23 protein-coding genes are annotated in these 25,831 nt (G+C 70.5%); 10 read left to right on the top strand and 13 right to left on the bottom strand.

The window, feature by feature from the left end; all coding sequences use genetic code 11:
* Positions 1 to 58 precede the first annotated feature (58 nt).
* The gene (locus F8A92_RS07580; RefSeq protein ID WP_194291404.1) at positions 59 to 1,198 is read left to right on the top strand and encodes a glycosyltransferase family 2 protein; all 1,140 of its coding nucleotides are present in this window, start codon (positions 59 to 61) and stop codon (positions 1,196 to 1,198) included.
* Between the two features lie 222 nt (positions 1,199 to 1,420).
* Here F8A92_RS07580 and F8A92_RS07575 read toward each other — a convergent pair whose 3' ends face one another.
* Both F8A92_RS07575 and F8A92_RS07570 read right to left on the bottom strand, forming a co-directional pair.
* Positions 1,421 to 2,722, bottom strand: coding sequence for an ABC transporter ATP-binding protein (locus F8A92_RS07575; protein WP_153504558.1), 1,302 nt, complete (start codon positions 2,720 to 2,722; stop codon positions 1,421 to 1,423).
* A complete protein-coding gene (locus F8A92_RS07570; protein ID WP_194291403.1) occupies positions 2,723 to 3,541 on the bottom strand; it encodes an ABC transporter permease in 819 nt (272 codons plus the stop codon).
* A gap of 221 nt (positions 3,542 to 3,762) precedes the next feature.
* Between F8A92_RS07570 and galE the strand changes: the two genes are divergently transcribed.
* On the top strand, positions 3,763 to 4,695 hold the full coding sequence (gene galE, locus F8A92_RS07565) for a UDP-glucose 4-epimerase GalE (protein ID WP_153504556.1): 933 nt from the start codon (positions 3,763 to 3,765) through the stop codon (positions 4,693 to 4,695).
* On the opposite strand, the gene F8A92_RS07560 is transcribed toward galE, so the two are convergent.
* The 3 genes from F8A92_RS07560 to F8A92_RS07550 form a co-directional block, all read right to left on the bottom strand.
* On the bottom strand, positions 4,692 to 5,489 hold the full coding sequence (locus F8A92_RS07560; protein WP_153504555.1) for a polyprenol monophosphomannose synthase: 798 nt from the start codon (positions 5,487 to 5,489) through the stop codon (positions 4,692 to 4,694). The two genes, galE and F8A92_RS07560, sit on opposite strands and share 4 nt — an antisense overlap.
* Before the next feature lie 73 nt (positions 5,490 to 5,562).
* Positions 5,563 to 7,656 carry a hypothetical protein gene (locus tag F8A92_RS18570; RefSeq protein ID WP_194291402.1) on the bottom strand — a complete coding sequence of 698 codons (2,094 nt, stop codon included), beginning with the start codon at positions 7,654 to 7,656 and terminating at the stop codon, positions 5,563 to 5,565.
* Positions 7,649 to 9,955: an N-acetylmuramoyl-L-alanine amidase gene (locus F8A92_RS07550; RefSeq protein WP_153504554.1), complete on the bottom strand. Its 2,307-nt coding sequence runs from the start codon at positions 9,953 to 9,955 to the stop codon at positions 7,649 to 7,651. Before F8A92_RS07550 ends, F8A92_RS18570 begins: the two co-directional genes overlap by 8 nt.
* 392 nt (positions 9,956 to 10,347) lie before the next feature.
* On the opposite strand from F8A92_RS07550, the gene F8A92_RS07545 reads away from it, so the two are divergent.
* Positions 10,348 to 11,100, top strand: a complete 753-nt coding sequence (locus tag F8A92_RS07545) for an enoyl-CoA hydratase/isomerase family protein (RefSeq protein ID WP_153504553.1) — start codon at positions 10,348 to 10,350, stop codon at positions 11,098 to 11,100.
* Positions 11,101 to 11,162: 62 nt separating this feature from the next.
* On the opposite strand, the gene F8A92_RS07540 is transcribed toward F8A92_RS07545, so the two are convergent.
* Positions 11,163 to 11,783: a hypothetical protein gene (locus F8A92_RS07540; protein ID WP_153504552.1), complete on the bottom strand. Its 621-nt coding sequence runs from the start codon at positions 11,781 to 11,783 to the stop codon at positions 11,163 to 11,165.
* Positions 11,784 to 12,007: 224 nt separating this feature from the next.
* On the opposite strand from F8A92_RS07540, the gene F8A92_RS07535 reads away from it, so the two are divergent.
* Complete coding sequence (locus tag F8A92_RS07535) at positions 12,008 to 13,501, top strand: CoA-acylating methylmalonate-semialdehyde dehydrogenase (RefSeq protein WP_153504551.1); 1,494 nt, start codon at positions 12,008 to 12,010, stop codon at positions 13,499 to 13,501.
* A gap of 48 nt (positions 13,502 to 13,549) precedes the next feature.
* A complete protein-coding gene (locus F8A92_RS07530; protein ID WP_153504550.1) occupies positions 13,550 to 14,002 on the top strand; it encodes an acyl-CoA thioesterase in 453 nt (150 codons plus the stop codon).
* Positions 14,003 to 14,012: 10 nt separating this feature from the next.
* Here the strand turns inward: F8A92_RS07530 and F8A92_RS07525 are convergent, their stop codons facing one another.
* Positions 14,013 to 14,705, bottom strand: coding sequence for a copper resistance CopC family protein (locus F8A92_RS07525; RefSeq protein WP_194291401.1), 693 nt, complete (start codon positions 14,703 to 14,705; stop codon positions 14,013 to 14,015).
* An 80-nt stretch (positions 14,706 to 14,785) separates the two neighbouring features.
* Entirely contained in the window at positions 14,786 to 15,232 is a 447-nt protein-coding gene (locus F8A92_RS07520) for a hypothetical protein (RefSeq protein ID WP_153504548.1), read from the bottom strand.
* Between the two features lie 166 nt (positions 15,233 to 15,398).
* Here F8A92_RS07520 and F8A92_RS07515 point away from each other — a divergent pair, with 166 nt between their 5' ends.
* The 3 genes from F8A92_RS07515 to F8A92_RS07505 all read left to right on the top strand — a co-directional run bounded on the left by F8A92_RS07515 (position 15,399) and on the right by F8A92_RS07505 (position 19,725).
* Positions 15,399 to 16,760 (top strand): AI-2E family transporter, encoded by a 1,362-nt coding sequence (locus F8A92_RS07515; RefSeq protein WP_153504547.1) that lies wholly within the window; start codon positions 15,399 to 15,401, stop codon positions 16,758 to 16,760.
* Positions 16,760 to 18,109, top strand: a complete 1,350-nt coding sequence (locus F8A92_RS07510; RefSeq protein WP_153504546.1) for a family 4 glycosyl hydrolase — start codon at positions 16,760 to 16,762, stop codon at positions 18,107 to 18,109. The genes F8A92_RS07515 and F8A92_RS07510 overlap by 1 nt, the downstream gene beginning before the upstream one ends.
* Positions 18,110 to 18,231: 122 nt before the next feature.
* Complete coding sequence (locus F8A92_RS07505; RefSeq protein ID WP_153504545.1) at positions 18,232 to 19,725, top strand: ferredoxin reductase family protein; 1,494 nt, start codon at positions 18,232 to 18,234, stop codon at positions 19,723 to 19,725.
* A gap of 172 nt (positions 19,726 to 19,897) precedes the next feature.
* Here the strand turns inward: F8A92_RS07505 and F8A92_RS07500 are convergent, their stop codons facing one another.
* From F8A92_RS07500 to F8A92_RS07480, 5 genes are all read right to left on the bottom strand, one after another.
* Entirely contained in the window at positions 19,898 to 20,314 is a 417-nt protein-coding gene (locus tag F8A92_RS07500) for a hypothetical protein (protein ID WP_153504544.1), read from the bottom strand.
* 110 nt (positions 20,315 to 20,424) lie between these two features.
* Positions 20,425 to 21,069: an alpha/beta hydrolase family protein gene (locus F8A92_RS07495; RefSeq protein ID WP_153504543.1), complete on the bottom strand. Its 645-nt coding sequence runs from the start codon at positions 21,067 to 21,069 to the stop codon at positions 20,425 to 20,427.
* Positions 21,070 to 21,071: 2 nt separating this feature from the next.
* On the bottom strand, positions 21,072 to 22,292 hold the full coding sequence (gene serA, locus F8A92_RS07490) for a phosphoglycerate dehydrogenase (RefSeq protein WP_153504542.1): 1,221 nt from the start codon (positions 22,290 to 22,292) through the stop codon (positions 21,072 to 21,074).
* A gap of 136 nt (positions 22,293 to 22,428) precedes the next feature.
* Positions 22,429 to 23,709 (bottom strand): acetyl-CoA hydrolase/transferase family protein, encoded by a 1,281-nt coding sequence (locus tag F8A92_RS07485; protein WP_153504541.1) that lies wholly within the window; start codon positions 23,707 to 23,709, stop codon positions 22,429 to 22,431.
* Positions 23,710 to 23,754: 45 nt separating this feature from the next.
* Positions 23,755 to 24,189: a DUF2871 domain-containing protein gene (locus tag F8A92_RS07480; protein ID WP_153504540.1), complete on the bottom strand. Its 435-nt coding sequence runs from the start codon at positions 24,187 to 24,189 to the stop codon at positions 23,755 to 23,757.
* A gap of 138 nt (positions 24,190 to 24,327) precedes the next feature.
* On the opposite strand from F8A92_RS07480, the gene F8A92_RS07475 reads away from it, so the two are divergent.
* Positions 24,328 to 25,047, top strand: coding sequence for an ABC transporter ATP-binding protein (locus F8A92_RS07475; RefSeq protein WP_153504539.1), 720 nt, complete (start codon positions 24,328 to 24,330; stop codon positions 25,045 to 25,047).
* Complete coding sequence (locus F8A92_RS07470; protein WP_153504538.1) at positions 25,044 to 25,829, top strand: ABC transporter permease; 786 nt, start codon at positions 25,044 to 25,046, stop codon at positions 25,827 to 25,829. Before F8A92_RS07475 ends, F8A92_RS07470 begins: the two co-directional genes overlap by 4 nt.
* Positions 25,830 to 25,831: the final 2 nt, after the last annotated feature.

Below are 25,831 nucleotides of genomic sequence, written 5' to 3'. Positions count from 1 at the left end.
CCTCACGGCGGCGGGTATGGGATCATCTGCCCAGCCCGTACCCGGACGAAGGAATCGCATGAGCACTCTGCCGCAGGCGAAGGTAGCGGTCATCACTCGCACCAAGAACCGTCCCGTCCTCCTGCGCAGGGCCCTCGATTCCGTGCTGGCGCAGTCCTTCGAGGACTACGTGCTGGTGGTCGTGAACGACGCCGGCGACCGGGGGCCCGTGGAGCAGTGCGTGGCCGAGGTCTCCGAGCGCGCCCGCGGCCGGATCCACGTCGTCCACAACGAGCGGTCCGCCGGCCGCGAGGCCGCCATGAACGTGGGGCTGCGCAACAGCGAGTCGGCGTACGTCGTCGTGCACGACGACGACGACACCTGGGCCCCGGAGTTCCTCACCCGCACGGTGGCGCACCTCGAGGCCACGCCGGACGACGGCGGCGTCGCGGTGCGCACCGAGGTCGTCTACGAGACCGTCGAAGGCGAGCGGATCACGACCGATCGCCGCGAGATCCTCGCCTCGAACATGACCGACGTGACGCTGTTCGAGATGATCCGCCGCAACTACGCACCGCCCATCTCGCTGCTGTACCGGCGCGCCGTCCACGACACGGTCGGCGGGTACGCCGAGGATCTGCCGGTCCTCGCCGACTGGGACTTCAACCTGCGCATGCTGCAGCATTACCACGTCGGGTTCATCGACGGCCCGCCGTTGGCGTTCTGGCACCAGCGGGAGAACGCCGAGGGCGACCTGGGCAACAGCGTGATCGCCGCCGCGCAGGACCACACCAGCTTCGACCGGACGATCCGGGACCGCTACCTGCGGGAGGACGTGCGCGAGCACGACCACCTCGGCACGCTGCTCTACCTCACCGAGCTCATCGACCGCGGCGACCAGCTCACCCGGATCCGCCACGACCAGAACCTCAGCCTGCTCCACAACATCAACAACCAGGTCGCGCAGCTGACCAACGACACCGACAGCCGAATGCACGAGGCGAACCAGCTGATCCGTGAGCAGAACACCGCCCTGGCCGAGCTCAACCGCAACCTGGTCAGCCAGAACAACCGGATCGTGGCGCAGTTCGAGCAGCTCACCCAACGGGTGGTCGAGCTGGAGGAGCTGGTGTTCGCGCAAACCCCTCGCGAGCGCCTGAAGTCCTGGAAGGCGCTGGCCCGGCGCAAGGCCGACGCGCTCGGGCGCCGGCTGCGCTGAGCGCCCCGTCGGAAGGCGGCAGCGCCCGAGCCGACTCGGCGACAGCGCCCGATGCGACTCGGCCGCAGCGCCCGAGCCAATCGGCCGGGCGGCGCCGGCCGCCTGATCAACCGCCGAAACGACGCGCGAGAGGGCCGCTGTCCACCCGGAGTGCCCAGTGGCTCCCTGGGCTGTCGGTTTCCGGACCGCCCCGCGACGGGACCGCTCAGCTGCCCGGGCGGCTCAGCCGCCGGAGGAGGGCAGCGTCCAGCTGCCGACGGTACGGGCGACACCGCCGCCCAGCGTCGAGTCGTTGGTGCGCACGGTGAGCTTGAAGGCACGCTCGCGGGACTCGAAGACCTTCGCCTGGTGCGAGACGATGGTGGACAGCTCGTACACGCCCGGCATCAGCGGCAGCTCGTCGATGACGAAGTCGATGTGTCCGGCACCGGCCGGGATCGGGTCGCCGCCGCGCGCGTGCCCCGAGTTCATGTCGGTGATGTGGAAGCCGGACTCGTGGTCGATGCTGATCCCGAAGGCGGCCATCTCCAGCGCGCTCGCCGCCTCGTACCGCACCCGGATGGTCGCCCGCTCCCCCGTGCTGAGGAACCCGGCCGGCTCGCCGGCCCGGCCGAGGAACTCGACGCCGGTGACGTGGATCTCGCCGGTGCTACGGCGGCCGGCGTCGGCCACCTGGTCGTGGTACTCGTTGGATTCGCCGGCGCTCTCGGCCTCGCGCTTGTTGACGGACTCGAGGTATGCGTCGGTGAGGTCGCGCGCCTTGCCCACGCCCTGCAGGACGCCGTGATCGAGCCACGCGACCTCGTCACACAGCTCGGCCATCAGCCCGAGGCTGTGCGAGACCAGGATGATCGTGACGCCCTTGCGCCGCAGCTCGTAGAGGTGATCGAAGCACTTGCGCTGGAACTCCTCGTCACCGACGGCGATGACCTCGTCGATGACCAGGATCTCCGGCTCCAGGTTGACCGCGATCGCGAACCCGAGACGTACGAACATGCCCGAGGAGTAGACCTTCACGGGGGTGTCGATGAACTCCCGCAGCCCCGAGAAGTCGATGATCTTGTCCATCGCCTCGTTGATCTGCTTGCGGGTGAGCCCGAGGATCGAGCCGTTCAGGTAGATGTTCTCGCGCCCGGACAGCTCCGGGTGGAACCCGGCGCCGAGCTCGAGCATCGCCGAGATCCGGCCGGCGCTGGTGATCTCGCCGCTGCTCGGGCGGTGGATGCCGGCGATCAGCTTCAGCAGCGTCGACTTGCCGGACCCGTTGTGCCCGATCAGCCCGAACGTCTTGCCCTTGGGGATGTCGAAGGAGATGTCCCGTAGCGCCCAGAACTCCTCGGTGCGGTTCGAGCGCTTGCGGTCGGTGAACAGCTCCTTGAGGTTGGTCTTGCGGTCGGTGAAGACCCGGAACTTCTTCGACACGCCCCGGATCGAGATCGCGACGTCCTCGGGGGCCACCGGCTTCTGGGCGAACCGCTCACGCGCCACGGGACGCACCTCGGGGGTCACTGGGTCGGCGCTCATCTACAGCTCCTCGCTGACGTCGCGCGACCGGCTCTGGAAGAACAGCCAGCCACCGCCGAGCGCGACCGCGGACCACAGCAGCATGTAGCCCATGTTGCCCCAGCCCGGGAACTGCAGGTCCCACAGGACGTTGCGGAACGACTCGACGAAGACCGTGAGCGGGTTCCACTCGTAGAGCTCGAGCCACGGGTGCTCGGCGTACTTGTCGCGGACCAGCGCGATCGGGTACACGATCGGCGCGGTGTAGAAGAAGAAGCTCAGCACGACGCCGACGATGTGGTGCACGTCGCGGTACCGCGCGTTGAGCATCGCCAGGAACATGCCGATACCGACCGCGAACGCAGCCAGCAGTAGCAGGAGGACCGGCAGCAGCAGCCAGGTCCAGCTGACGTTGCCGAAGATTAGCAGCACGACCAGCAGCAGCCCGAACTCGATCGCGGTCTGGTTCAGCGCCGCGATGGCCGAGCCGAACACCGGCGCGAACGGCGGGAAGTAGATCTTGCGCAGCAGCGGCCCCGCGTTGACCAACGCGCCCATGCTGCCGGTGGTGACGTTGTTGAAGAAGTTCCAGACGACCAGCGCGGTGAACAGGAACAGCGGGAAGCTGGCCAGCTCGCCGTTGCCGGACGTGCGCGGCGGGAACTTCAGGAAGAATCCGAACACCAGGCTGTAGATGCCCAGGGTGGCGAGCGGGTTGGCGAGCGCCCACAGCGACCCGAGCGCCGAGCCCTTGTACTGACCCTTGAGCTCGCGGCTCGCGAAGTTGCCGATGAGCCCGCGGTACTTCCAGACCTCGGCGACAGGATTGGCGTTAGGCACTACAGCTTCGACTTCCGATTGGGGGCGCGGCGCGGACCGGCCGCGCCGGACGGCGGGCAGGTAGATCCTGATGCTACTTCCCGGGCTCCTCCCGCCGGGCGATCGAGGCCTGTACGCCTCATCACGACGCTCCGATGCGGTGGGTTGTCCCCCGCTTTCGGCCGTTTAGCGTGGTGCCACCCACCGCGAGACCGCCGTGGTCGTGCCCCACAATGGGCGACATGGAGATCCTCGTGGCGGGCGGCGCCGGGTACATCGGGTCGGTCTGCGTGCACGCGCTCATCGCGGCCGGTCATCGGGTGACGGTGCTCGACGACCTCTCGACCGGGCATCGTGACGCCGTCCCCCCAGACGCCGAGCTCATCGAGGGCTCGATCCACAACGCGCCCCGGCTGCTGCGCCGGCCGTTCGATGCGGCGATGCACTTCGCGGCGCGCTCGCTGGTCGCGCAGTCCGTCGCCGAGCCGGACCTGTACTGGGAGACGAACGTCGTCGGCTCCCTGCAGCTGGTGCGGGCGCTGCGCGCCATCGGCGTGCCGCGCCTGGTGTTCTCCTCGACGGCCGCCGTGTACGGCGAGCCGATCGCGCCGGTCATCGACGAGGACCATCCGGCGCGGCCGGTCAACACCTACGGCGCGACGAAGCTGGCCGTCGACCACCTGCTCGCGTCGTTCTGCGGCGACGGGTTCAGCGCGATCTCGCTGCGCTACTTCAACGTCGGGGGCAGCGCCCGCGGCCTCGGCGAGCGGCACGACCCCGAGACCCACCTGGTACCGCTGGTGCTGCGCGCCGCGCGCGAGGGCACGCCGGTGACCGTGTTCGGCGCGGACTACCCCACCCCCGATGGCACCTGCGTGCGCGACTACCTGCACGTCGAGGATCTCGCGCAGGCGCACCTGCGCGCGCTGGGAGCCGACGTCACCGGCCATGCGGTGATCAACCTCGGGACCGGCACCGGCTACTCCGTGCGGGAGGTCGTCGAGACGGCGCGGCGGGTGACCGGACGGCCCATCGTCGAGCAGCCGGCCGGACGGCGCCCGGGAGACCCGGCCCGCCTGGTCGCCTCCAACGCCCGGGCGGGGCAGCTGCTCGGCTGGACCCCCGGCCGCGGCCTCGAGGACGTGGTGTCCTCGGCGTGGGACTTCTACCGCTAGCCCTCGTCGCGGGAGACCGATGACCGGACGGCCGCCGCGCGACGCTTCCAGCGGCGCCAGGCGCGCCGCAGCTGCGCCGAGCGGTCGGCGATGCCCCACGCGGTCACCTTCACCAGCGACTCGCGCATGATGTCGGCGTTCATCTTCGAGTCGCCGATCTCCCGCTCGATGAAGTCGATGGGCACCTCGATCACGGACATCCCGCGCTGCACGACGCGGCGCGAGAGGTCGGTCTGGAAGCAGTAGCCCTGCGACTGGACGTCGTCCAGGCCGATCGCGCGCAGTGTGTCCGCCCGGTATGCGCGGAAGCCGGCGGTCACGTCGCGCAGCGGCAGGCCGAGCAGGCCGCGGATGTAGAGGTTCCCGAGCCGCGACAGCAGCTCGCGCTCGCGCGGCCAGTTCGCGATCGACCCGCCGGGCACCCAGCGCGAGCCGATCACCGCGTCGGCGCTGCCGATCGCGCCGAGGATCCGGCCGAGCTGCTCGGGCTGGTGCGAGCCGTCGGCGTCCATCTCGACGACCACGTCGTACCGGCGCTCGAGGGCCCACCGGAAGCCGGCAACGTACGCCGCGCCGAGACCCGACTTCCCGCTGCGGTGCAGCACGTGGATCTGCTCGTCGGCCCGCGCGAGCGAGTCGGCGAGCTCGCCGGTGCCGTCGGGTGATCCGTCGTCGACGATCAGCACGTCGACGTCCGGCTCGGCCGCGCGCAGCCGGCGCACGATCGTGCAGATGTTGTCGGCCTCGTTGTACGTCGGGATGACGACGAGCGAACGCCCGGCGCGTGAGGTCATGGCTTCCTCGTTCGTGAAGGTGGCACTGCTACTTGGCGGTAGTGGACCCTACCGGCGAATCCTGCGAGCCCCCTTAGACCTTGCGGCAGCCCACGAACCGGTTGAGCCCCGCTCCTTCGTTGGCCGCGTACGCGCACACGGTGCTGCCCGCGGCCGGCTTCGGGAGGGTCCGCGAGAAGCCGTGCTTGCCGGGGATCCCGTACGGCGCGAGGTTGGGCTCGGCCTGGTCGGCGTACAGATACGTGTTGATCTGGCCGTTGACCGTGATGATCAGCCGCAGCGGCGAGTACGGCGCGTCGACGTCCCACGCCCAGCCGGACAGCGACATCGAGGTGCCCGAGACGCTGATCGGGTTGAGGTCGCCGATCGGCGAGCCCGGCACGAAGATCTCGGTCTTCTTGCAGCCGATCGGGTTGTCGGCGCCGGGGCCGATGTTGGCGGCGTACGTGCAGACCGACACGGAGTCGCCGGTGACGGGCGGCGAGAAGGTGTAGCTGTAGCCGTGGTTGCCCGGGACGCCGTAGTAGGCCAGCTCGGGACGCGGCTTGTCCGCCCACAGATAGATGGTCGGGCTGCCGTTCATGCTGATCACCGTGACGACGCTGGCGTACAGGTTGCTCGGGTCGTACGCGTAGCCGCTGACCGTCACGTTGCCGTAGCCGTCTTGCGACACCGACTCCTGGTAGCCGGTCGGGCTGCCCGGAACGGTCGCCGTGATGTTCTTGCAGCCGACCATCTGCGTCGTCCCGCCCAGGATGTTGGCGGCGTACGCGCACACCTGGTTGTTGCCGTTGACCGCGGGCGTCAACGTGGTGGTGAACCCGTGGTCGCCCGGGATCCCGTAGTACGCCAGGTCTGCCTTCTTATCACCGGCGCTGGCGTAGCCGACCAGGTTGCCGTTGATGGTCAGCATCATCGCGACCGGCTGCGACCACGCGCTGCCGTCGTACGCCCAGCCGTTGGCGACGATCAGCCCGTTGGCGTCGAGGGTGAGGCTGTCGAGCGAACCGATCGGGTCGATCGGGTTGAACTTGGCCACGCCGTTCTTGCAGTCCAGCGCGACGTCGGTGCCGCCGCCGAGGTTGACCGCGACACCGCACACCGCGTTGTCGCCGTCGACCTGGCCCTTCACCGTGACGTCGAAGCCGTGATTGCCGGGGATGCCGTAGTACGCCAGGTCCGAGCGCGGCTGGTTGGCGCTCACCGTGGTGACCTGCGTGCCGGCCACCGAGAGCTTGACGCTGACCGGGGCGGTCGGCTGGTCGTTATCGTACGCCCAGCCCTGCACCCGCAGGTCGCCGTCCTGCCCGGTGCTCACCGAGTCGATCGAGCCCTGCGGGTTGTAGACCGGCGCCGGCGGCGGCGGGGGCGGCGTCGACCCGAACCAGTCGTTGTAGAACCGCCAGAAGTTGCGGTTGCCGTATGCGGAGCACGAGTCGCCGGTGCCGTACAGGTTCGCCAGCGCCGCCTTGTTGGGCTGGTAGGGCGTGTAGATGTACAGGTTGGCGGTCGCCTGGTTCTCGATGTAGACGGTGCCGGATCCGCATGCCGTGTTGGGGTTGTAGAGGATTGTGTTGTTGCGCCCCGCCTGGTACCCGTAGCGGGTCGGGTTGGCGGCGTAGTACTTGAACTGGCGGGCCATCCGGTAGACCTGGTTGAAGAAGCCGTAGTACTGGGTGTCGCAGGGTGCCGTGTCGGGGCAGGCGAACCCGGCGGTGGCCTTGTACATCGATGTGGACGGCGTGCTCGCCGTCACGATGCTCGACTCCTTCTGGATCATCACGAGGATGACCTTCTGGCTGATGCCGCACGCCGCCCCGACGTTGTAGATGATCTGCGCGCCGGTGCTGGCGGACGTCGCCGGCATCGCCGCGCACAGCCCCGCCTCGGCGGTGGTCGCCGGCGTGCTGGTCGTGTAGTTCTTCAGGCACTGCGCGGCGCCGTCGGTGCAGTTCGCGCCCTTGGCGTTCAGGAAGCTCTGCACCTCGGACGCCGTCATCGCCGAGCCGGTGAAGAACGCGCCGTTGGAGATGATGTTGCCGGCCTGCCACTGGTCGGCCGTGACCGCGGAGGCCTCGCTGCCGGTCTGCACGACCTGGAGCACGGCGGCGAGCAGCGCCACGAGCGCCATCGCGGCGCGCGATCTGATCACCGGTCGGCTAGACATTGCGGCACTGCACCAGGGTGTCCGCGCCGTTGCCGACGTTCATCACGAACAGGCAGACGCTGTTGGTCCCGGACCCGGCGCCGAACGCCGTCTGGAAGCCGTGGTTGCCGGGCACACCGTAGTAGGCCAGGTCGGCGAACGGCCGGTTGGCGTAGGAGTACGCGACGACCTTGCCGTTGAGCGTGAGCATCACCGTCGTGTTGGCGTAGAGGTCGCTGGGGTCGAACGCCCAGCCGTCGACGGTCACCGTCGAGCCGGACTTGGCGGCCGTGAAGTAGCCCTGCGGGTTGTTGCCGCTGACGGTCACCGTCTTGCAGTCGGTCTGGCTCATCGCGCCGTTGTCGATCTCGATCGTGTACATGCACACCTTGTGCGCGCCGTCGGTCGGGACGCCGTAGCTGAAGTTGAAGCCGTGGTTGCCGGGCATCCCATAGCTGGCCAGCTCGGGCCGCGGGCCGTTGGCGTAGAAGTACCGGGCGTCCTTGCCGTCGGTGGTGATGACGGTGACCACCGGCTGGGACGGCGCGTTGCCGTCGTACGCCCAGCCGTTGACGCTGATCGAGGCGTTGCCGTTGCCGGTCGCCGCCAGCGCGCCGATGGTGGCGATCGGCTTGACGTTGTAGTTGACCGTCTTGCAGTCGATCAGGTTCGAATCGCCACCACCGACGTTGGAGGCGTACAGGCACACCTGATGGGAGCCGGTGCTGAGGGTCGTGGTGAAGGCGAACCCGTGGTTGCCGGGGATGCCGTAGCTGGCCAGCTCGGGACGCGGGCCGTTGGCGGTGAAGTACCGCACGGCCGTGCCGTCGACGGTGACCGCGCCGTTGACCGGCGCCATGATCGCCGATCGGTCGATCAGCCAGCCGTTCACCGAGAGCGTTCCCGAGGAGTCGACGCCGGCCGCGAGCGCGCCCTCGGGCGAGTAGTACGGCGGCGGGTCGAGGGTCGCCATGATCTGCGCGGCCCGCGAGCGGATCCAGGGCAGCGCAGCGTAGCCGTACTGGCCCGGGCAGACGGTGTTGCCGGTCTGCCGGTGGCCGAAGATCGTCGGCAGGGTGACGGTCTGCCCGTCGGAGAACTTCGCCGTCGTCCCGGCGCCGCCGACCTGGGTGAGCTGGGTGCTGGCGTTCGGGTCGACGCCGTACAGCTTGAACTTCCACGCGATCAGCTGCGCGACCTTCTCCTTGGTGGCCGCGGGGACGTCGACGAGGTCGTAGTTGCCGAGCATCGAGACGCCGAAGGTGTACTGGTTGAAGCCTCCCGCGTGCGCCCCGACCACCGGCTGGTCGAGGCCGCCCTTGCGGCCCTCCCAGGCGCGCCCGAACTTGTCGACGACGACGTTGTAGCCGATGTCGCCCCAGCCCAGGGTGACCGACTGGTAGTAGTAGATCGACCGCATCAGGCCGGGGACGTCGCTCTCGCTGTAGTTGTTGCCGTCCGCGGAGTGGTGCAGGGTCGCCGCCTTGATGGTGGGCATGTACTGGGGAGCCCAGCCCGACAGCGACTCGTCCGCGCCCCACTGCGCGCGGGTGTACACCGCCGGCATGGTCAGCGCCGCGCCGGCGCTGGAGGTCGGCGCGGCGGACGGGGCCGCGTCCTGGGCGACCTGCTTCGGATCGATCAGCGTGAGCTTGAGGTCGGAGATCTCGGTGCCGGGCGTGACGGTGACCGCGACCTCGATCCCGTCGGAGCTGCCGAACCAGTAGGGGTCCGATCCCTGCCGCTGGTCGGTGGCCTTCGGGTTCGGCGCGATGTCCCGGTTGACGCTGAGGTCGCTCCACTCCGACCACTGGCCGGAGCCGGTGGCCTTCACGCGGATCTGCAGGGCGATGCCGTTGAGCGGAGCGTCGCCCTTCCAGGAGACGCCGACGGAGGAGAAGCTCTTGGTGGCGCCCTTGTCGAGGACGAGGGTCTGCGATCCGTCGGGGACCGGCATGGGGGCGGCGGGCTGCGTCTCATCACTCGGAGCCGGCTTGTCCTGGGCCTTGCCCGCCCCTGGCGTGGCCGGCTGCGACGGCGCCTCGGTGGTGGTCGGCTGTGGCTGCGCGGATGACGGCGCGGCGGGCGGCTGGGCGCTGGAGGACTGCGCCGCGCCGGAGCCGGAGGGGGTCGTCGACGGATCGGGGGTCGTCGACGACGCGGTGGGGGTTTCCGACTTCGGCGCCGGCGCGGCGCTGTTCTTGGGGTCGACGACGTCCACGCCGGCTGCCGGCGCCCCGGGGCTGCCGAGAGCGATGTTCTGGACGGCGGGCGCGACCGGCGCGGGTGGGCTGGCGAAGCTGACGACGGGGAGGACCACCAGCAGACCGGTCGCCAGCGATGCGGACCCGAGGAGGGTCGCTAGGCGGGCAACCGGCGAGAGGGCTCGGCGGGGGGCGGGAAGAGCTCGCATCAGGTGCTTAACCTCGGCAGGTGGCGTTCGTTCACGTGGTCAAAGTCGGCGTTAAGGCCGTTACCACTGTGACTGCTGAGGTCGTGCGGAACAACTTTTTACACAAATTGAACACCGCAACACGCGTGGGTTTACCGAATTGTTATCGAACTTGTGGAACGCGTCGCAGTTCGCGGGACCGTCGGAAATGCCCAGCGTATGGACGGGTTGACCGCGCGCGACGCCCCCGGCAGGCTACCCGAAGCACCGCCGCCGTACCCGGCCCCGTGTCGCGGTGCGCCCGAGGAGAGGAAACCGCCATGACGGCAGCGAACGAGACGGCCCTGGTGCTGCGCGAGAACCACGACGGCTGGGTGATGCTGACCCTGAACCGCCCCGAGAAGCTCAATGCGCTGACCGTGGCGATGTTCCGCGAGCTGCGCGGGCACGTCGAGCAACTGCGCGACGACGACACCGTCTCGTGCGTCATCCTGCGCGGAGCCGGGAAGTGCTTCTCCGCCGGCCACGACCTCGCGGACATCGCCACCGGCGAGGCGGTCCCGTCACGGGGCTGGCACAGCGAGACGCTGCGGATGCTCGAGAAGCTGCCGATGCCCGTAGTCGCGGCCGTCCACGGCCACTGCTACACGGGCGCCCTCGAGGTGGCCCTGGCGGCCGACTTCATCGTGGCTGCGGACGACGCGCGCTTCGGCGACACCCACGCGAAGTGGGCGCTGACGCCGGTGTGGGGCATGAGCCAGCGGCTGCCGCGCCGCGTCGGCGTAGCCACCGCCAAGCGGCTGATGTTCACCGCGGAGATGATCTCGGCCGACGAGGCCGTGCGAATCGGCCTGGCGGAGTACGCCGTCCCCGCCGCCGGTTTCGAGGAGCACCTGGGGGAGCTCGCCGGCCGGATCGCGGCGAACTCGGTGTTCTCGCACGCGGCCAACAAGCATCTCCTCGACGTCACCGACGGCGCGGCGCTCGATGCCGGGCTGCAGTACGAGGTGCTCGAGGGCCGGGGCCGCGGCTCGGACGCGCAGGAGCGCATCGCGGCGTTCACCCGGAAGTAGCCAGGACACCGCGAGCGATCCCGGGTGTCGCACATCCGGCCCGCCGAGCCGGAGCGGGTCGGCTACGGGACGTCGACGCTGACCGGCTTGGACTTCGCCACGCCGTTGCCGGCGTCGAAGGCGATGACGACTTGGTAGGTGCCCGAGGGGCGCCCGCTCATCGAGATCGAGATCAGGCCGCACGAGGTGCCCTGTCCGTCGAACGTGCCGGGTACGGACGCGGACGCCGAGGTGGTGCCCATCGTCGCGGTCGCCGTGCAGGTCGAGGTCTCGGTGGCGATGCCCTGCACGGACCCGACGACCTCGATCGACTTCGTGCCCGCGTTCCAGGTCTGGCTGGTGATGAGCACGGTGACCCCGGGAGGCGCCGGGGCCTCGCTCTGCCCGGAGGTCGCGTCGGTGGGGGTCGGCTGGGCCGGCGTCGTCTGCACCGGCGGTGCGGACGTCGTCGTCGGCGCCGAGGAGCTGGCCGCGGACGACGTGGTCGGCGCGGACGACGCGCTGGTGGCGCTCGCCGACGACTGCTCCCCGGCCGCGGAGCCGCGATCGTCGTCCTTGCCGAACAGCGCCACCGCGGCGATCAGGGCCGCGAGCGCGAGCAGGCCGAGGGCGGCCGCGCGGACGGTGTGCGGGCGCTTTCGGGCGGTGGTGTCGGGGTGCGGAGCGTCCGGCGAGTCGGTCACGAGGACTCCTGGGGTGGGGGGAAGATTCGTGGTGCGCACCGTCCACGGTAGCCGACGGGGTCGCCGAGACCACGACATGCGTCCCACCAGTCCCTTTGGTCACCAGCGGATTCGATCGCCCGGCTGCGCGATACTCGCCCGCGGCCACGAGCCGCTAGCGTGTAGGAGGCCGCGCCGGATGACGACGTCCGGCGCCGCAGTTCGCGACCTGCAAAGGAGATCCGATGGACCAGCCGATGCTCGCCCACTACATCGACGGTCGGGCCTGGGCGCCCGCGGAGCCGCGGGTCGGCGACGTCTACAACCCGGCCACCGGTGAGGTGGCGCGGCAGGTCGCGCTCGCGGCCACCGGCGACGTCGAGCGGGTCGTCGCGAGCGCCGCGAATGCGGCGCCGGCGTGGGCGGCCACCTCGCTCGCCAAGCGGACCCAGGTGCTGTTCAAGTTCCGCGAGCTGCTGTCCGCGCGCGCCGACGAAGTCGCGGCGCTGATCACCGGCGAGCACGGCAAGGTGCTCTCGGACGCCCGCGGCGAGGTGATCCGCGGGCTCGAGGTCGCCGAGTTCGCCTGCGGCATTCCGCACCTGCTCAAGGGCTCGTACTCCGCCAACGCATCGACCGACGTGGACGTCTACTCGCTGCGCCAGCCGCTCGGCGTCTGCGCGGTCATCTCGCCGTTCAACTTCCCGGCGATGGTGCCGCTGTGGTTCGTGCCGATCGCGATCGCCTGCGGCAACGCCGTCGTGCTCAAGCCCTCGGAGAAGGACCCCTCCGCCGCCAACCTGATCGCGCAGCTCTGGACGGAGGCTGGGCTGCCGGACGGCGTCCTCAACGTCGTCCACGGCGACAAGGAGGCCGTCGACGCGCTGCTGAACCACCCGGACGTCGCATCGGTGTCGTTCGTCGGGTCGACCCCGATCGCCAAGTACGTCTACGAGACGGCGACCGCCAACGGCAAGCGCGTGCAGGCCCTCGGCGGCGCGAAGAACCACATGCTGGTGCTGCCGGACGCCGACCTCGACCTGGCCGCGGACGCGGCGGTCAACGCCGGCTTCGGGTCCGCCGGCGAGCGGTGCATGGCGATCTCGGCGCTGGTCGCGGTGGAGCCGGTGGCCGACGAGCTCATCGCGAAGATCCGCGAGCGGATGGCCGGCCTGCGCACCGGGGACGGCACCCGCGGCACCGACATGGGGCCGCTGGTGACCGGCGCGCACCGCGACAAGGTCACCGCGTACGTCGCCGCCGGCTCCGACGCCGGCGCCGACCTGGTGGTCGACGGCCGCGACGGGACGTTCGACGGGTCGGACACTGGATTCTGGCTCGGCCCGACGCTGTTCGACCGGGTGACGCCGGAGATGTCGATCTACCGCGACGAGATCTTCGGCCCGGTGCTCTCGGTGGTGCGGGTGGCGTCGTACGACGAGGGAGTGGCCCTGATCAACGCGAACCCGTACGGCAACGGCACCGCGATCTTCACCAACGACGGTGGCGCGGCACGCCGCTTCCAGAACGAGGCGACCGTCGGCATGATCGGTATCAACGTGCCGATCCCGGTGCCCGTCGCGTACTACTCGTTCGGCGGATGGAAGGATTCGCTGTTCGGCGACACGCACGCGCACGGGACCGAGGGCGTGCACTTCTTCACCCGCGGCAAGGTCGTCACCAGCCGGTGGCTCGACCCGAGCCACGGCGGCATCAACCTCGGGTTCCCGCAGACCTGACAGCGGGGCTCCTGAGGGACGCGCACTACGGAGGAATGAGGAACCCCGATGGCCGTTGAGGTCCACGTCGGCGAGGACACCTGGCGGATGCCGCTCGCCGTCCGCTACTACGAGGCCGACCAGCAGAACGTGGTGTTCCACGGCTGGTACCTGAACTACTTCGACGAGGCGTTCACGGCGTACACCGCGGCCCTGGGCTACAGCAACCAGCGCGCGCAAGCCGAAGGCGTGGACTGGATGGTCGTGCACAGCGAGATCGACTGGCACGGCTCGCTGCGCTGGCCGGACTCCGCGGAGATCGCGGTGTCGGCCGTGCACGTCGGGAACTCCTCGATCACCGTCGACTTCGCCGCGCTGCGCGACGGCGAGGCGGTCTGCTCCGCGCGCAACGTCTACGTCACCGTCGACGCTACGGAGTTCTCGCGCGTCGAGGTGCCCGTCGCGTTCCGCGAGGCCATCGGGCACGGGCAGTCGCTGCGCCGGGTGCGCGCCGGCCGCTGAGACGGCCGCGTCAGGCGTCCTTCTCCGTCGCGTCGGCCTTCTTCTTGCGGACGGCGCGGTCGATGCGCACCACCGCGAACACGCCGGCGGCGACGCCCGCGACGATCAGGAACCAGGTGAGCGGGTCGACCTGCTCCGGCTCGTCGTCCCCCGCCGCAGCGGGGTCGCCGGCCGCCTCGCCCCGATCGGCGTGCGTGCCCGATGCGCCGGCAGCCGTGGCGGCCTCCGCCGACGACGTAGCGGCGGCACCGGTGCCGGTCGGGCTCGCCGGAGCGGCGACCGTGAACGTGAGCGTGCCGTCGACGCGGTGACCGTCCTCGGAGACGACCTGGTAGCTGATCGCCCACTTGCCGGACCCGCCGTCGCTCAGTAGGCCGGCGATGGGTCCGGCGGCGGTGTCGACCGTGACGGTCGCGCCGCTCACCGTGGCGTCGACCTGCACCGGCCCGCGGTCGCCGACCAGCACGCCGACCTTCGCGGTCGGGCCCTGCAGGGTCTCGCCGAAGGTCAAGGTGATCGTGCCGGGGAGCACGTCGAGGGTGGCGCCGTCCGCCGGATCGCTCGAGGCCAGCTCGGTGTGCGCGAACGCGGTCCCCGTTCCGAGCAGCACGGCGGCCACGGTGGCCAGCAGCGCGGTGACGAGCCGGAGCGCGGCGCGCCGTCCGGGGGCGGGCCGGGTGACGGCGGTACGGGGAGACTTCACGAGGGTCCTTCGGTCGGCGGAACTACTGCGGTAGTCGCCGGCGGCGGTGCCGGAGTTCCCGGCTCGGGCGAGGGCTGGCGTCACGCTCGGTCGACCGGAGTGCCGGCAGGCGGCGCACTCGGGGCCGGCGGGTTGTGCAGGTGGTGGAGGATCTGGCCGCGCAACCGGCGTACGTCGCCGTGCAGCTGGGCCGCGTAGGCCACATGCTGCTGCTCGTCACCGTTCCCGAGCTGCGCGTCGAGGGCGTGTCGCGCCTCGGCATAGATGGCGTCCTCGTAGTCCGACAGCAGGCGCATCGCCGAGCCCGGCTCGCCGCCCGACCGCGCCGGGTGCGGCGTCCAGCGCTCGATGCGCGATGCCCGCTCCTGCTGCAGCCGTTGGGTGATCGCATTGGTCGCCTTCGCAGCGCCTTGGCGGAATCCCAGGTAGAACAGCGCGCCCAGGATCAGGAGCGCCCCGATGACCAGGAGTGATCTCCCGACCTGGTCTCCGAGGACGACGACGAGGGGGCTCTGGCTCTGTGGCATGCGTGAAGTCTAGGTTAACCAGGTGGCACGGGGCTCATGTCCGGCCTGCGATCGTGACCGGGCGCGAGACCCGCAGCCGCCGGTGACTGACCGGCCGACGCGGCGGATGTCGCGGTAGTGTCGGCGCCGGGCGACTGCGATCAGCCCGCGCCGACGAGGAGGATCCATGAGCCGTGAGCAGCCGCGCGTCCGCCCGCTGGACGTCGCGAACCAGCTGCGGCAGCGGATCATCGACCTACGCGCCCAGGCACACGCCTCGGTGGACGAGCAGTTCGACGAACGCATCACCGCCGACCCCATCCCGCGCGCCGTGAAGCTCGCCGCCGGCTGGGCGGTACGGGCGATCGCCATCGGCCTCGCCATCTACCTGCTGTTGTGGCTGCTCGACGTCCTGGCCATCGTCATCGTGCCCATCTTCGTGTCGCTGCTCGTGGCCGCGCTCCTGACGCCGCTGTCCCGCCTGCTGCGCCGCAGCGGCCTGCCGAACACCCTCGCGACGGTGATCACCTTCCTCGCCGGGCTGGTCTTCACCTTCGGGCTGGTGGCACTGATCGTCCGCGAGCTGGTCGTGAACTACGAGACGATCTACGCCACCGTGCGGACCGGCCTGAACGAGGTGGCGAACTGGCTCGCGAAGGGTCCCCTGCAGATCGACCAGGGGCAGCTGCAGCAGAGCGTCGACGAGGCGCTGAGCAAGCTGCAGAAGGACCCGACCGACGTCCTCACCACCTCGCTGACCGTCATCTCGACGACCGGCAGCATCCTCTCGGCGATCCTGCTGTCGATGTTCATCATCTTCTTCTTCTTGAGCGACGGCGGGGCGATCTGGACCTGGCTGTGCAAGCTGTTCCCGCGCAGCGCTCGCTGGAAGGTGAACCGCGCGGGTCGCCGCTCCTGGGAGGTGCTGGTCACCTACATGAACGTGACGCTGGTCGTCGCGCTCATCGTCGGCGTCCTCACCTGGATGTCCTGCCTGATCCTCGGCGTACCGCTGGCCCTGTCCGCCGGGCTGATCGCGTTCCTGTTCGCGTTCATCCCGACCCTCGGCGGCCTGATCTCGTCGCTGGTGGTCATCGCGCTCGCGCTGATCTCGACCAACCTGACCACCGCCATCATCATGGCGATCGTGATGATCGTGATCCAGACCGTGCAGGGCAACTTCATCTATCCGTTGCTGATGAACCGGCAGCTGAAGGTGCACCCGCTCGCCTCCCTGCTGCTGGTGGTGCTGGGCGCGGTGGTCGGCGGCATCTTCGGCGCGCTCATCGCGGTCCCGCTCGCGGCCGTCATCAACACGGCGGTGATCGACCTGTTCCGGGCCAGCCGCGGGTTGCCCGAGAGCCGGGAGGCGTCCGAGATCGGCCCCGACCTCGACGACGACCTGACCGACCCCACCTCCGAGAGGGAGGCGGGGCTCGACGACCCGACCGACGACGAGGCCGACCCCACCGAGGCGCGCCTCGAGGCGTGGGGGCCCGACCCGAAGAACGACCACGCCGACGAGCCGACGGAGGACGGGGCGCGCTGATGCAGCTCACCATCGTCGGCGGCGGCGGGTTCCGCACCCCCCTGGTGTTCCAGCAGCTCGTCGCCGACGCCCGTCGGCTCATCGATCGGGTGGTGCTCGTCGACAGCAGCCCCGACCGGCTCGCGGTCGTCGCGGCGGTCCTCGACGGCGTCGCCGAGGGCCGGTGGGCGCCGGAGGTCCGCACCACGACCGACCTGCACGCCGGACTGCGCGGCGCCGATTTCGTATTCGCGGCGATCCGCCCGGGCGGGCTCGACGGCCGGGTGCACGACGAGAACATCCCGCTGCGGCACGACGTCCTCGGCCAGGAGACCGTCGGCCTGGGTGGCATCCTGTACGCGTTGCGCTCCCTCCCGGCCATGCGGGCGGTCGGCGAGGCGGTCGCCGACGTCGCGCCGTCCGCCTGGCTGATCAACTTCACCAATCCCGCAGGCATGGTCACCGAGTCGCTGCAGGAGGTGCTGCCGGGCCGGGTGATCGGCATCTGCGACTCGCCCGCGGCGCTGGTCCGCCGCGCGTGCCGGGCGCTGCGAGTGGCCGAGCCGGACGTCGAGATCGACTACGTGGGGCTCAACCACCTCGGCTGGCTTCGCGCGCTCCGCGTCGGTGGCGCGGACCTGCTGCCGGGGCTGATCGCCGGGGACGCGATCACCGGGTTCGAGGAAGGCCAGCTGTTCGGCGCGTCCCTCATCCGGGCCCTCGGCACGATCCCGAACGAGTACCTGCACTACTTCTATTACGCGGCCGACGTGGTCGAGTCCCTGCGCGCCACGACGTCGCGCGCGTCCTTCCTCCGCGAGCAGCAATCGGCGTTCTACCGCGAGGCCGCAGAGGCCGCGACGGCGGGGGCGCCGTACGCAGCGTGGCGGCGGGTCGTCGACGAGCGCAACCGCACCTACATGGCGGTCGCTCGGGAGGCCGCCGGCGCCGCCGAGCGGGCCGAGGAGGACGTCGAGGGCGGCGGCTACGAGCAGATCGCGCTGGCGGTGATGCGGGCGATCGCCCACGACACGGGCGAACGGCTGATCCTCGACGTACCCAACCGTCGGTCGGGAGCGGCCGTGCTCGACGCGCTGGACATCGACGCCGTGATCGAGATCCCCTGCACGGTGGGCAAGGACGGCGCGACGCCGGCGACCGTCGCACCGCTGTCCGACCACGAGGCGGGGCTGATAAGGCAGGTCAAGGCCGTCGAGCGGTGGACGATCACCGCAGCCCTGGACGGTTCACGAGACGCCCTGCACGCCGCGATCGCGACACACCCGCTGAACGGCTCCTACCCGCGGGCGGTGCGCATCGTCGACGAATGGCTCACCCATTTCCCGGACGTGGCGGCCCGGCTGTCCTGACGCCTCCCGCCGAACGGCCGGAGGCCGCCCGGGTCGAGATGGTCGGACGGTGCGGCCGCGGCCACAGGGGATCGACAGACTTCTCTTGGGATGGCCATACCGGGGCGGCGGATAGTCGAGGAATGACCTCAGCACCCCCTGCCCCGGCCCGGATCAGGACCCCGCGCGGCACCCTGATCAGGCCGGAGCGGTCCCGGCCGGCGTACCGCGTCCCCACGGATGCCCCCGACGCGCGCGGCGCGGGACGCGGTGGGCCGCCGCGGATCCGCCGTACCTCCGCGCTGTGGCGCGACGCCACAGCGCTCGCGGCCGGCACGATCATGCTGTTCGTGACCGCCCTGTGGGTGCTCAACGGCGGCCTCGGGCAGCTGGCGACGGTCGGCGCGCTGACCTCGGTCGGCCGGTTGACGGGGCTGCTCGCCTCGGCGCTGCTGCTGATCCAGGTATTCCTGATGGCGCGGGTGCCGATCATCGAGCGCGCCTGGGGACAGGACAAGCTGGCGCGGGTGCACCGCTGGGTGGGTTTCTCGTCGTTCACCCTGATGGTGGCGCACATCGTGCTGATCATGCTCGGGTACGCGGCGCAGTACGCCGCGGGCGTCTGGGCGACGTTCATCGACTTCACGTTCAACTACGCCGGCGGTCTGCTGGCCGTGGCGGGCACCGTCGCCATCTGCCTGGTGGTCGTCACGTCGGCGCGGGTGGCGCGGCGCCGACTGCGGTACGAGTCGTGGCACCTGCTGCATCTCTACGCCTACGTCGGCGTCGGGCTGGTGCTGCCGCACCAGCTGTGGACCGGGCAGGACTTCGTCGGCTCGACGCTGTCCAGCGTGTTCTGGTGGTCGCTCTACGGGGTCTGCACCGGCTCCGTCGTGGGGTTCCGCGTGCTGCTGCCGCTGTGGCGCTCGGTCCGCAGCCGGGCTCGGGTCGTCGACGTCCGCCAGGAACGGCCCGGTGTCACCACCGTCACCGTCGCCGGACCCGGCGTGCACCGGCTGAAGGCCTCGGGCGGCCAGTTCTTCCACTGGCGCTTCCTCACCGGCAGGGGCTGGATGCGCGCCAACCCGTTCTCGCTGTCCGCGGCGCCCACCGGCAATGCGCTCCGCCTCACCGCCGCGGCGGTCGGGGACGGCTCGGCGCGGCTGGCCGACATCCGGCCGGGGACCCGCGTGCTGCTGGAGGGCCCGTTCGGGCGGATGCACGCCGGAACGCGGACCCGGGACAAGGTCCTGCTCATGGGCGCCGGCGTGGGCATCACCCCGATGCGCGCGCTGCTCGAGGCACTGCCGCAGCGCCCCGGTGACGTCACCATCGTGAACCGCGCCAGCACCGCCGACGCGCTGCTGATGCACGACGAGATCCGGGCGCTCGCGGCACAGCGGGGCGCGTTCTACGAGCCGCTGGTGGGGCGCCGGGTGCGCGGCCGCGACAGCTGGCTGCCGGCCGACCTCCGCCACCTCGATGACACCGAGGCGCTGCTGCGCGTGTGCCCGGACGTCGCCGAGCGGGACGTGTACGTGTGCGGTAGCGGCCCCTGGATGGACGCCGTCCGCCGCGCCGCGCTGGACGCCGGCGTACCGAGCGTGCACCTGCACATCGAACGCTTCGAGTACTAGGTCGAGGCACTCCCCCGGCCGGACGGGCTTCCCAGGCGAAAGCGGGGAAGCTAGTCCGCTTTGGGCGACGAACCCCGCCCGGGGACGGCTGCGCGCTGGTCGGGCGGTCGAGCAGGCGACGTCCTGCCGCGCTGCACCGCCGGACGGCGACGGTGCGGCGGTCAGGCGACGGCTAGACGGCGTCCCCGGCGGGGCGGTCGGCTGCGCCGTGCTTCGCGGGCCGGTCGGCCATCGCGTACAGCCCGAAGGCGGCGACGAGGAACAGGATCCCGACGATGACGTGCACCCACTTGAGGTCCATCTCGGCGAGCCCGATCTGGATCAGCGCCAGGATCGGCAGCGACAGCGCGTGGAAGAAGGTCCCCTTGTTGCCGGTGACCTGCGCGGCCTTCCAGGCGAAGAACGCGGCGACGAGCGCCACGACGAAGGTGAGGTAGCCGACGTAGCCGTGCACCGTCTTGATGCCACCACCACCGCTGAGCACGGTGCCGCCGAGAGCGGCCTGCACGAGGGCCAGCAGCGAGAGGATCAGCGCGCTGGTACGGACGTTGCGGGTGGCGGGGGAAGCGACAGGAGTGGTGGGAGGCATGGCGCCCAGTCTATTCGTTCGCGCCGGACGGTTGACTTGTGACGACTCCGGGCGACGTCGCCCGGAGTCGCCACAACACAACGGGCCGACCGGACCACCCCGGCGGTGCCTCAGGTGATCTGGTCGACGAAGCCGGCCACGGCATCGACGATGCGGCGGGACGCCGCAGCCGGGTCCGCACGCTTCGCCGGCTGTAGCGAGTGCCCGGCGTTCACCGTGACCAGGGTGCGCTTTCCCGCGTTGGCGCGGATCGCCGCACGGATCTCGTGCGGCGTGCCGAACGGGTCGGTCTCGCCTTGCACGATCAGCACCGGCGCGGGGACGGCGGCGAGCTCGTCGCGCCGGCTCTTCTCCGGCTTACCCGGTGGGTGCAGCGGAAAGGCGAGGGCCAGTACCCCGACCGCGGGCGCGGCGAAGCATCGACACGCGACTCGCCCCCCGGCCGACCGGCCGCCGACGACCAGCGGCGTGCCGCGCCACTTTCTCGTGGCGACGGCCAAGGCGGCCGCCCACGCCTTGTCCAGGGATGCCGGCGGTCCGGCGATCTTGCGTCCCGCCACGAGCCACGGCTGCGCGAACCGGACGACGCCGATCCCCCCGGCCGGTAGCTGCGCGGCCAGGGTCGAGAGGTCGAACGAGTCCAGACCGCCGCCGGCGCCGTGCCCGAGCAGCAGGACGGCGCGCGGCGCGCGGGGCACGTCGAGCACGAGACGTCCCGGACCTGCCTCGGTCGGCACGTCCACGGTCGCCGTCATCGCTACGAGAGGACGCGCAGCCGGATCGTGTGCGGCATCGACTCCAGCTCGGCGAGGGCGGGCCCGGCGATGGTGCCGTTCACGTCGGTGACGACGTACCCGAGGTGGCCGCGGGTGGTCAGCGACTGCGACTCGACGTTCTGCCCGTGCTCGGCGAGGATCCGGTTGATCTCGGCGATCACGCCCGGCACGTTCTCGTGCACGTGTACCAGGCGGTGCACGTCGCGCCGCGGGGCGACCTCGATGGTCGGCATGTTGACCGACAGCGACGTGGCGCCGTCCTCGACGTACGACCCGAGCTTGCCGGAGACGAACCGGCCGATGTCCTCCTGCGCCTCCTGCGTGGACCCGCCGACGTGCGGGGTGAGGATGACGTTCGGGAGTCCGCGCAGCTCGGAGAGGAACTCCTCACCGGGCTTCTTCGGCTCGACCGGGAACACGTCGATGGCGGCGCCCGAGATGTGCCCGGACAGCACCGCCTCGCGCAGCGCGAGGTGGTCGACGACCATTCCTCGGGATGCGTTGATGAACATCGCCCGCGGCCGCATCTTGGCGAACTGCTCGGCGCCGAAGATGCCGGCGTTGCCGGGGCGGCCGTCGACGTGCAGGGTGACGGTGTCGGCCTCGGCCAGCAGCTCGTCGAGCGTGCCGACGCGCCGCGCGTTGCCCAGTGCCAGCTTGTCGGCGATGTCGTAGAAGATCACCGAGAAGCCGAGGGCCTCGGCGAGCACCGACAGCTGGGCGCCGATGTTGCCGTAGCCGACGATGCCGAGCGTGCGCCCGCGGACCTCGTGCGACCCGGCGGCCGACTTGTCCCAGACGCCGGCGTGCATGTTCTGGTTCTTCTCGGGTATCCGCCGCGCCAGGGAGATGATCTCCCCGATCACCAGCTCGACGACCGAGCGGGTGTTGGAGTACGGCGCGTTGAACACCGGGATGCCGCGGGTGGCGGCCGCGGTGAGGTCGATCTGGTTGGTGCCGATGCAGAACGCGCCGACGGCCTCGAGCTGCGGCGCGTGCTCGAAGACCTTCGCGGTGAGGTGGGTGTTGGAGCGGATGCCGAGCAGCTGGACGCCGGGGAGCGCCGCGATGAGCTCCGGCTCGGTCATCGCCGACTTGTGGGTGCGGACCTCGTAGCCCAGCGACTCGAAGTGCTGCACGGCATACGGGTGGATGTTCTCCAGCAGCAGTACCTGCGTCTTGGCGGTCTGGCCAGTGGTCACGCTCGTCCTCCCGGACACGAGAAGTGGGAACCTCCCCGAGGCTACGCCGGAAGCGGGGGTGGCCTGCGCCACGAGCGCGCGATCTCACATTCCGGACCACCGTCCGCTCCGGTCGAGCGGCACGCGCGGGCGGTGCTCAGTCGTGCAGCAGGCAACGCTCGTGAGCCTGCCGGCTCAGGCCGTCGCGGTGCTGCGGCGCGGCGATCGCGATCAGCGCGCGCGCTCGCTGCGCGAGGGTCTTGCCGCGCAGCCGGGCGATGCCGTGCTCGGTGACGACGTGGTCCACGGTGTTCTTCAGGGTGGTCACGGCGGCTCCGGAGGCCAGGGTCGAGACGATCCGCGAGGCACCCTCACGGGTCGTCGAGGGAAGGACGATGAAGGCCTTGCCGCCCGGCGAGTACATCGCGCCGCGCGCGAAGTCGGCCTGCCCGCCGGAGCCGCTGAAGTACCGCGTGCCGATCGACTCGGAGGCGCACTGCCCGAGCAGGTCCACCTCGAGGGTCGCGTTGACCGACACGAAGTTGCTGAGACCGGCGATCTCCCGGGGGTCGTTGACGTACTCGACCCGCAGCATCTCCACCGCCGCGTTCTCGTCGAGCCACCGGTAGAGGTCGGTGGTGCCCATCGCGAAGGTGGCGACCGCGCGGTTGCGCCGATGCTCCTTGGCGATGCCCGTGATCACGCCGGCGTCGACCAGGTCCATCACCCCGTCGTGCAGCAGCTCGGTGTGCAGGCCCAGGTCCCGGTGGTCGCACAGCCCGGCGAGGATGGCATTGGCGATGCCGCCGATGCCGACCTGCAGGGTGGCGCGATCGGGAATCTGCTCGGCCACCAGCGCCGCGATCGTCTCCTCGACCTGCTTCGGCGCGACCCGCGGGACGGCCACCAGCTCGCGGTCGCTCTCGCACCATCCGAGGATCTGGGAGTGGTGGATGACGTTGGCGCCGTGCGTGCGGGGCATGTGCGGCGTGGCCTCGAGGAAGAACGGCCGCCGGCCGATCATCGAGGACACGTAGTCGGCGGACGTCCCGAGGCTGAAGTAGCCGCGCCGGTCCGGCGGCGAGGACGCCGCGATCACGATCGGGTCGCGGGTTGTGGCGGCCATGATCAGCGGGACCTCGCTGAAGTTGGCCGGCGCGTAGTCCAGATGCCCCTCGGCGTACGGCGCGCGGGTGATGTGCGAGAGGAAGTAGCTGATGTGCCGCATCCGGTCGCCGTACGCGCCGTGCAGGTACGGCCGGTCGTGCAGGCAGTGCATCTGGTGGACGCGCACGCCCTCCAGCGACTCGTTCGCCGCCTCGATCGCGTCGAGCACGTCGCGCGGCTCGCCGTTGGCGATCGGCACGATCAGGTCGGTGCCGGGCTCGATGTGATCGAGGATCTTCGCAGCCGCCACCGGCGCGGGAAGAGTGGACATGCGCCCCAGCCTATTTGGGCACGTCGATGGCGACAGATCGCCCCGCTACGGCCGCGGAACCGCGGTCCGCGCGGCGTCCGCCGCCTTGACCTGCTTGATGAGCGCGATGAACAGGAACACGAGCCCGACGGTCAGCATGATGTGGCCCAGTCCCGAGACGCCGGCGAGCGCCTTCGAGTCGACCGGTCCGTCGAGCTGCAGGATGCCCTTGAGGGTCATCATCGCCGAGGCGAGCACCAGACCGGCGTTGTAGAACCACCAGAAGTAGGTCGTCTCGCGGCGTCGCGACAGCGCGAACAGCTTCTCCAGCGCCAGCGCGATGAGCATCACCAGCGTGCCGAGCGCGAGCAGGTGGGTGTGGACGACGTTCAGCTGGGTGAACTGCCAGTCGCGGCCGCGGGTGAGCTCGCGATAGAGCAGCCCGCCGATCAGTCCGAGTCCGGTGTAGGTGGCGGCGGCGTACGCGAGCCGGGTGAGCATGGCTTCTCCTTGGTCGGGGTCGGCCTCCACGCTAACGGCGCCCGCACGCCGGCGAATCATCCGAAAGTAGGTGGCGTTGACGGTAGACCGGGTCGGTCGTACCTTTAATTCATCACTTGTTGAATTAGGGGGTCGTCGATGATCACCGTCGCAGGGCTGGGGGTCACCCGCGCGGGCCGCAGAGTGCTGGAGGACATCGGCTTCGAGCTCGCGCCCGGCTCGATCACCGGCCTGCTGGGCGCCTCGGGGGCGGGGAAGACGACGTTGATGCGGGCGCTGCTCGGCGTCCAGCGCATCCAGGACGGCACGATCACCGTCGACGGCCTGCCCGCCGGCCGTCGCGAGCTGCGGTCGCGCGTGGGCTACGTGACACAGTCGCCGGCGATCTACCCCGACCTGACGGTGGCGCAGAACGTCGACTACTTCGGTGCGCTGTACGGCGCGGGGCCGGCGCAGACCGCGCAGACCCTGGAGGTGGTGGGTCTGGGCGACCGCGGCCGCGACCTGGTCGCAAACCTCAGCGGTGGCCAGCGCGGCCGCGTGTCCCTGGCCTGCGCCCTGGTGGGCCGCCCACGGATCCTGATCATGGACGAGCCCACGGTGGGGCTGGACCCGCTCGTCGTCGAGGCGCTGTGGCACTCGTTCCGCCGGCTCGCGGACGACGGCACCACGCTGCTGATCTCCAGCCACGTGATGGACGAGGCCGACCGCTGCGAGCGCGTGCTGTTCCTGCGCGACGGCCGGCTGATCGCCGACGGCTCGCCGCTACAGCTGCGCGCCCGCTCCGGATGCAGCGACATGAACGACGTCTTCATCCACTTCGCCGGCGTACGCCCGCACGAGGAGGTACCGCGATGAGCACGACCCACGCCGCGGCTCGCCCGCAGCACGCCCGCATCACGGCGGCGACTGCCCACCGCATCCTGCGCCAGCTGGCCCACGACCACCGCTCGATCGCCCTCATCATGGTCGTCCCGGTCGTGCTGCTGACGCTGCTGTACTTCATGTTCGAGGACTCGCCCGTGCCGTCGGGGCAGCCAGGGGTGTTCGACAACGTCGGCGCCGTGATGCTCGGCTACTTCCCCTTCTTCATCCTGTTCCTGATCACCTCGATCACCATGCTGCGCGAGCGCACCAGCGGCACGCTCGAGCGGCTGCTGACCACCCCGATCGCCAAGCTCGACCTGCTGGCCGGTTACGCGATCGCGTTCGCGCTGCTCGCGCTGGTCCAGGTCAGCGTGATGGTCGCCGTGGCGATCTGGGTGTTCGGCCTGGACGTCGCCGGGCCGCTGGGCCTGGTCTACCTGGTCGCCCTCGCCGACGCGTTGCTCGGCGTCGCGCTCGGCCTGTTCGTGAGCGCGTTCGCGCGGACCGAGTTCCAGGCCGTGCAGTTCGTGCCCGCGCTGATCGTCCCGCAGACGCTGCTGTGCGGGTTGTTCATCCCGCGCACCCAGATGGCGGGTTGGCTGGACGCGATCTCCGACTACCTGCCGGTCACCTACGCCGTCCAGGGCATGCAGGAGGTCGCGCGGCACTCCAGCGCCACGGCGTCCCTGTGGAACAGCGTGATCGTGGTGGTCGTCGTCTCGGTCCTGTGCCTGGGCCTGGGTGCGCTGACCTTGCGCCGGCGCTCGGCGTGAGA

It is taken from the genome of Cumulibacter manganitolerans, assembly GCF_009602465.1.
Taxonomy (GTDB): Bacteria; Actinomycetota; Actinomycetes; order Mycobacteriales; family Antricoccaceae; genus Cumulibacter; species Cumulibacter manganitolerans.
This window is presented reverse-complemented; position numbering and strand designations above follow the sequence as displayed.

Coding starts and splice junctions, on each gene's coding strand:
- F8A92_RS07580 (WP_194291404.1), top strand. CDS start 59: ATGAGCACTCTGCCGCAGGCGAAGGTAGCGGTCATCACTCGCACCAAG.
- F8A92_RS07515 (WP_153504547.1), top strand. CDS start 15,399: ATGAGCCGTGAGCAGCCGCGCGTCCGCCCGCTGGACGTCGCGAACCAG.
- F8A92_RS07470 (WP_153504538.1), top strand. CDS start 25,044: ATGAGCACGACCCACGCCGCGGCTCGCCCGCAGCACGCCCGCATCACG.
- F8A92_RS07505 (WP_153504545.1), top strand. CDS start 18,232: ATGACCTCAGCACCCCCTGCCCCGGCCCGGATCAGGACCCCGCGCGGC.
- F8A92_RS07545 (WP_153504553.1), top strand. CDS start 10,348: ATGACGGCAGCGAACGAGACGGCCCTGGTGCTGCGCGAGAACCACGAC.
- F8A92_RS07510 (WP_153504546.1), top strand. CDS start 16,760: ATGCAGCTCACCATCGTCGGCGGCGGCGGGTTCCGCACCCCCCTGGTG.
- F8A92_RS07530 (WP_153504550.1), top strand. CDS start 13,550: ATGGCCGTTGAGGTCCACGTCGGCGAGGACACCTGGCGGATGCCGCTC.
- F8A92_RS18570 (WP_194291402.1), bottom strand. CDS start 7,656: ATGTCTAGCCGACCGGTGATCAGATCGCGCGCCGCGATGGCGCTCGTG.
- F8A92_RS07560 (WP_153504555.1), bottom strand. CDS start 5,489: ATGACCTCACGCGCCGGGCGTTCGCTCGTCGTCATCCCGACGTACAAC.
- F8A92_RS07495 (WP_153504543.1), bottom strand. CDS start 21,069: ATGACGGCGACCGTGGACGTGCCGACCGAGGCAGGTCCGGGACGTCTC.
- F8A92_RS07535 (WP_153504551.1), top strand. CDS start 12,008: ATGGACCAGCCGATGCTCGCCCACTACATCGACGGTCGGGCCTGGGCG.
- F8A92_RS07575 (WP_153504558.1), bottom strand. CDS start 2,722: ATGAGCGCCGACCCAGTGACCCCCGAGGTGCGTCCCGTGGCGCGTGAG.
- F8A92_RS07520 (WP_153504548.1), bottom strand. CDS start 15,232: ATGCCACAGAGCCAGAGCCCCCTCGTCGTCGTCCTCGGAGACCAGGTC.
- galE (WP_153504556.1), top strand. CDS start 3,763: ATGGAGATCCTCGTGGCGGGCGGCGCCGGGTACATCGGGTCGGTCTGC.
- F8A92_RS07485 (WP_153504541.1), bottom strand. CDS start 23,709: ATGTCCACTCTTCCCGCGCCGGTGGCGGCTGCGAAGATCCTCGATCAC.
- F8A92_RS07480 (WP_153504540.1), bottom strand. CDS start 24,189: ATGCTCACCCGGCTCGCGTACGCCGCCGCCACCTACACCGGACTCGGA.
- F8A92_RS07475 (WP_153504539.1), top strand. CDS start 24,328: ATGATCACCGTCGCAGGGCTGGGGGTCACCCGCGCGGGCCGCAGAGTG.
- F8A92_RS07500 (WP_153504544.1), bottom strand. CDS start 20,314: ATGCCTCCCACCACTCCTGTCGCTTCCCCCGCCACCCGCAACGTCCGT.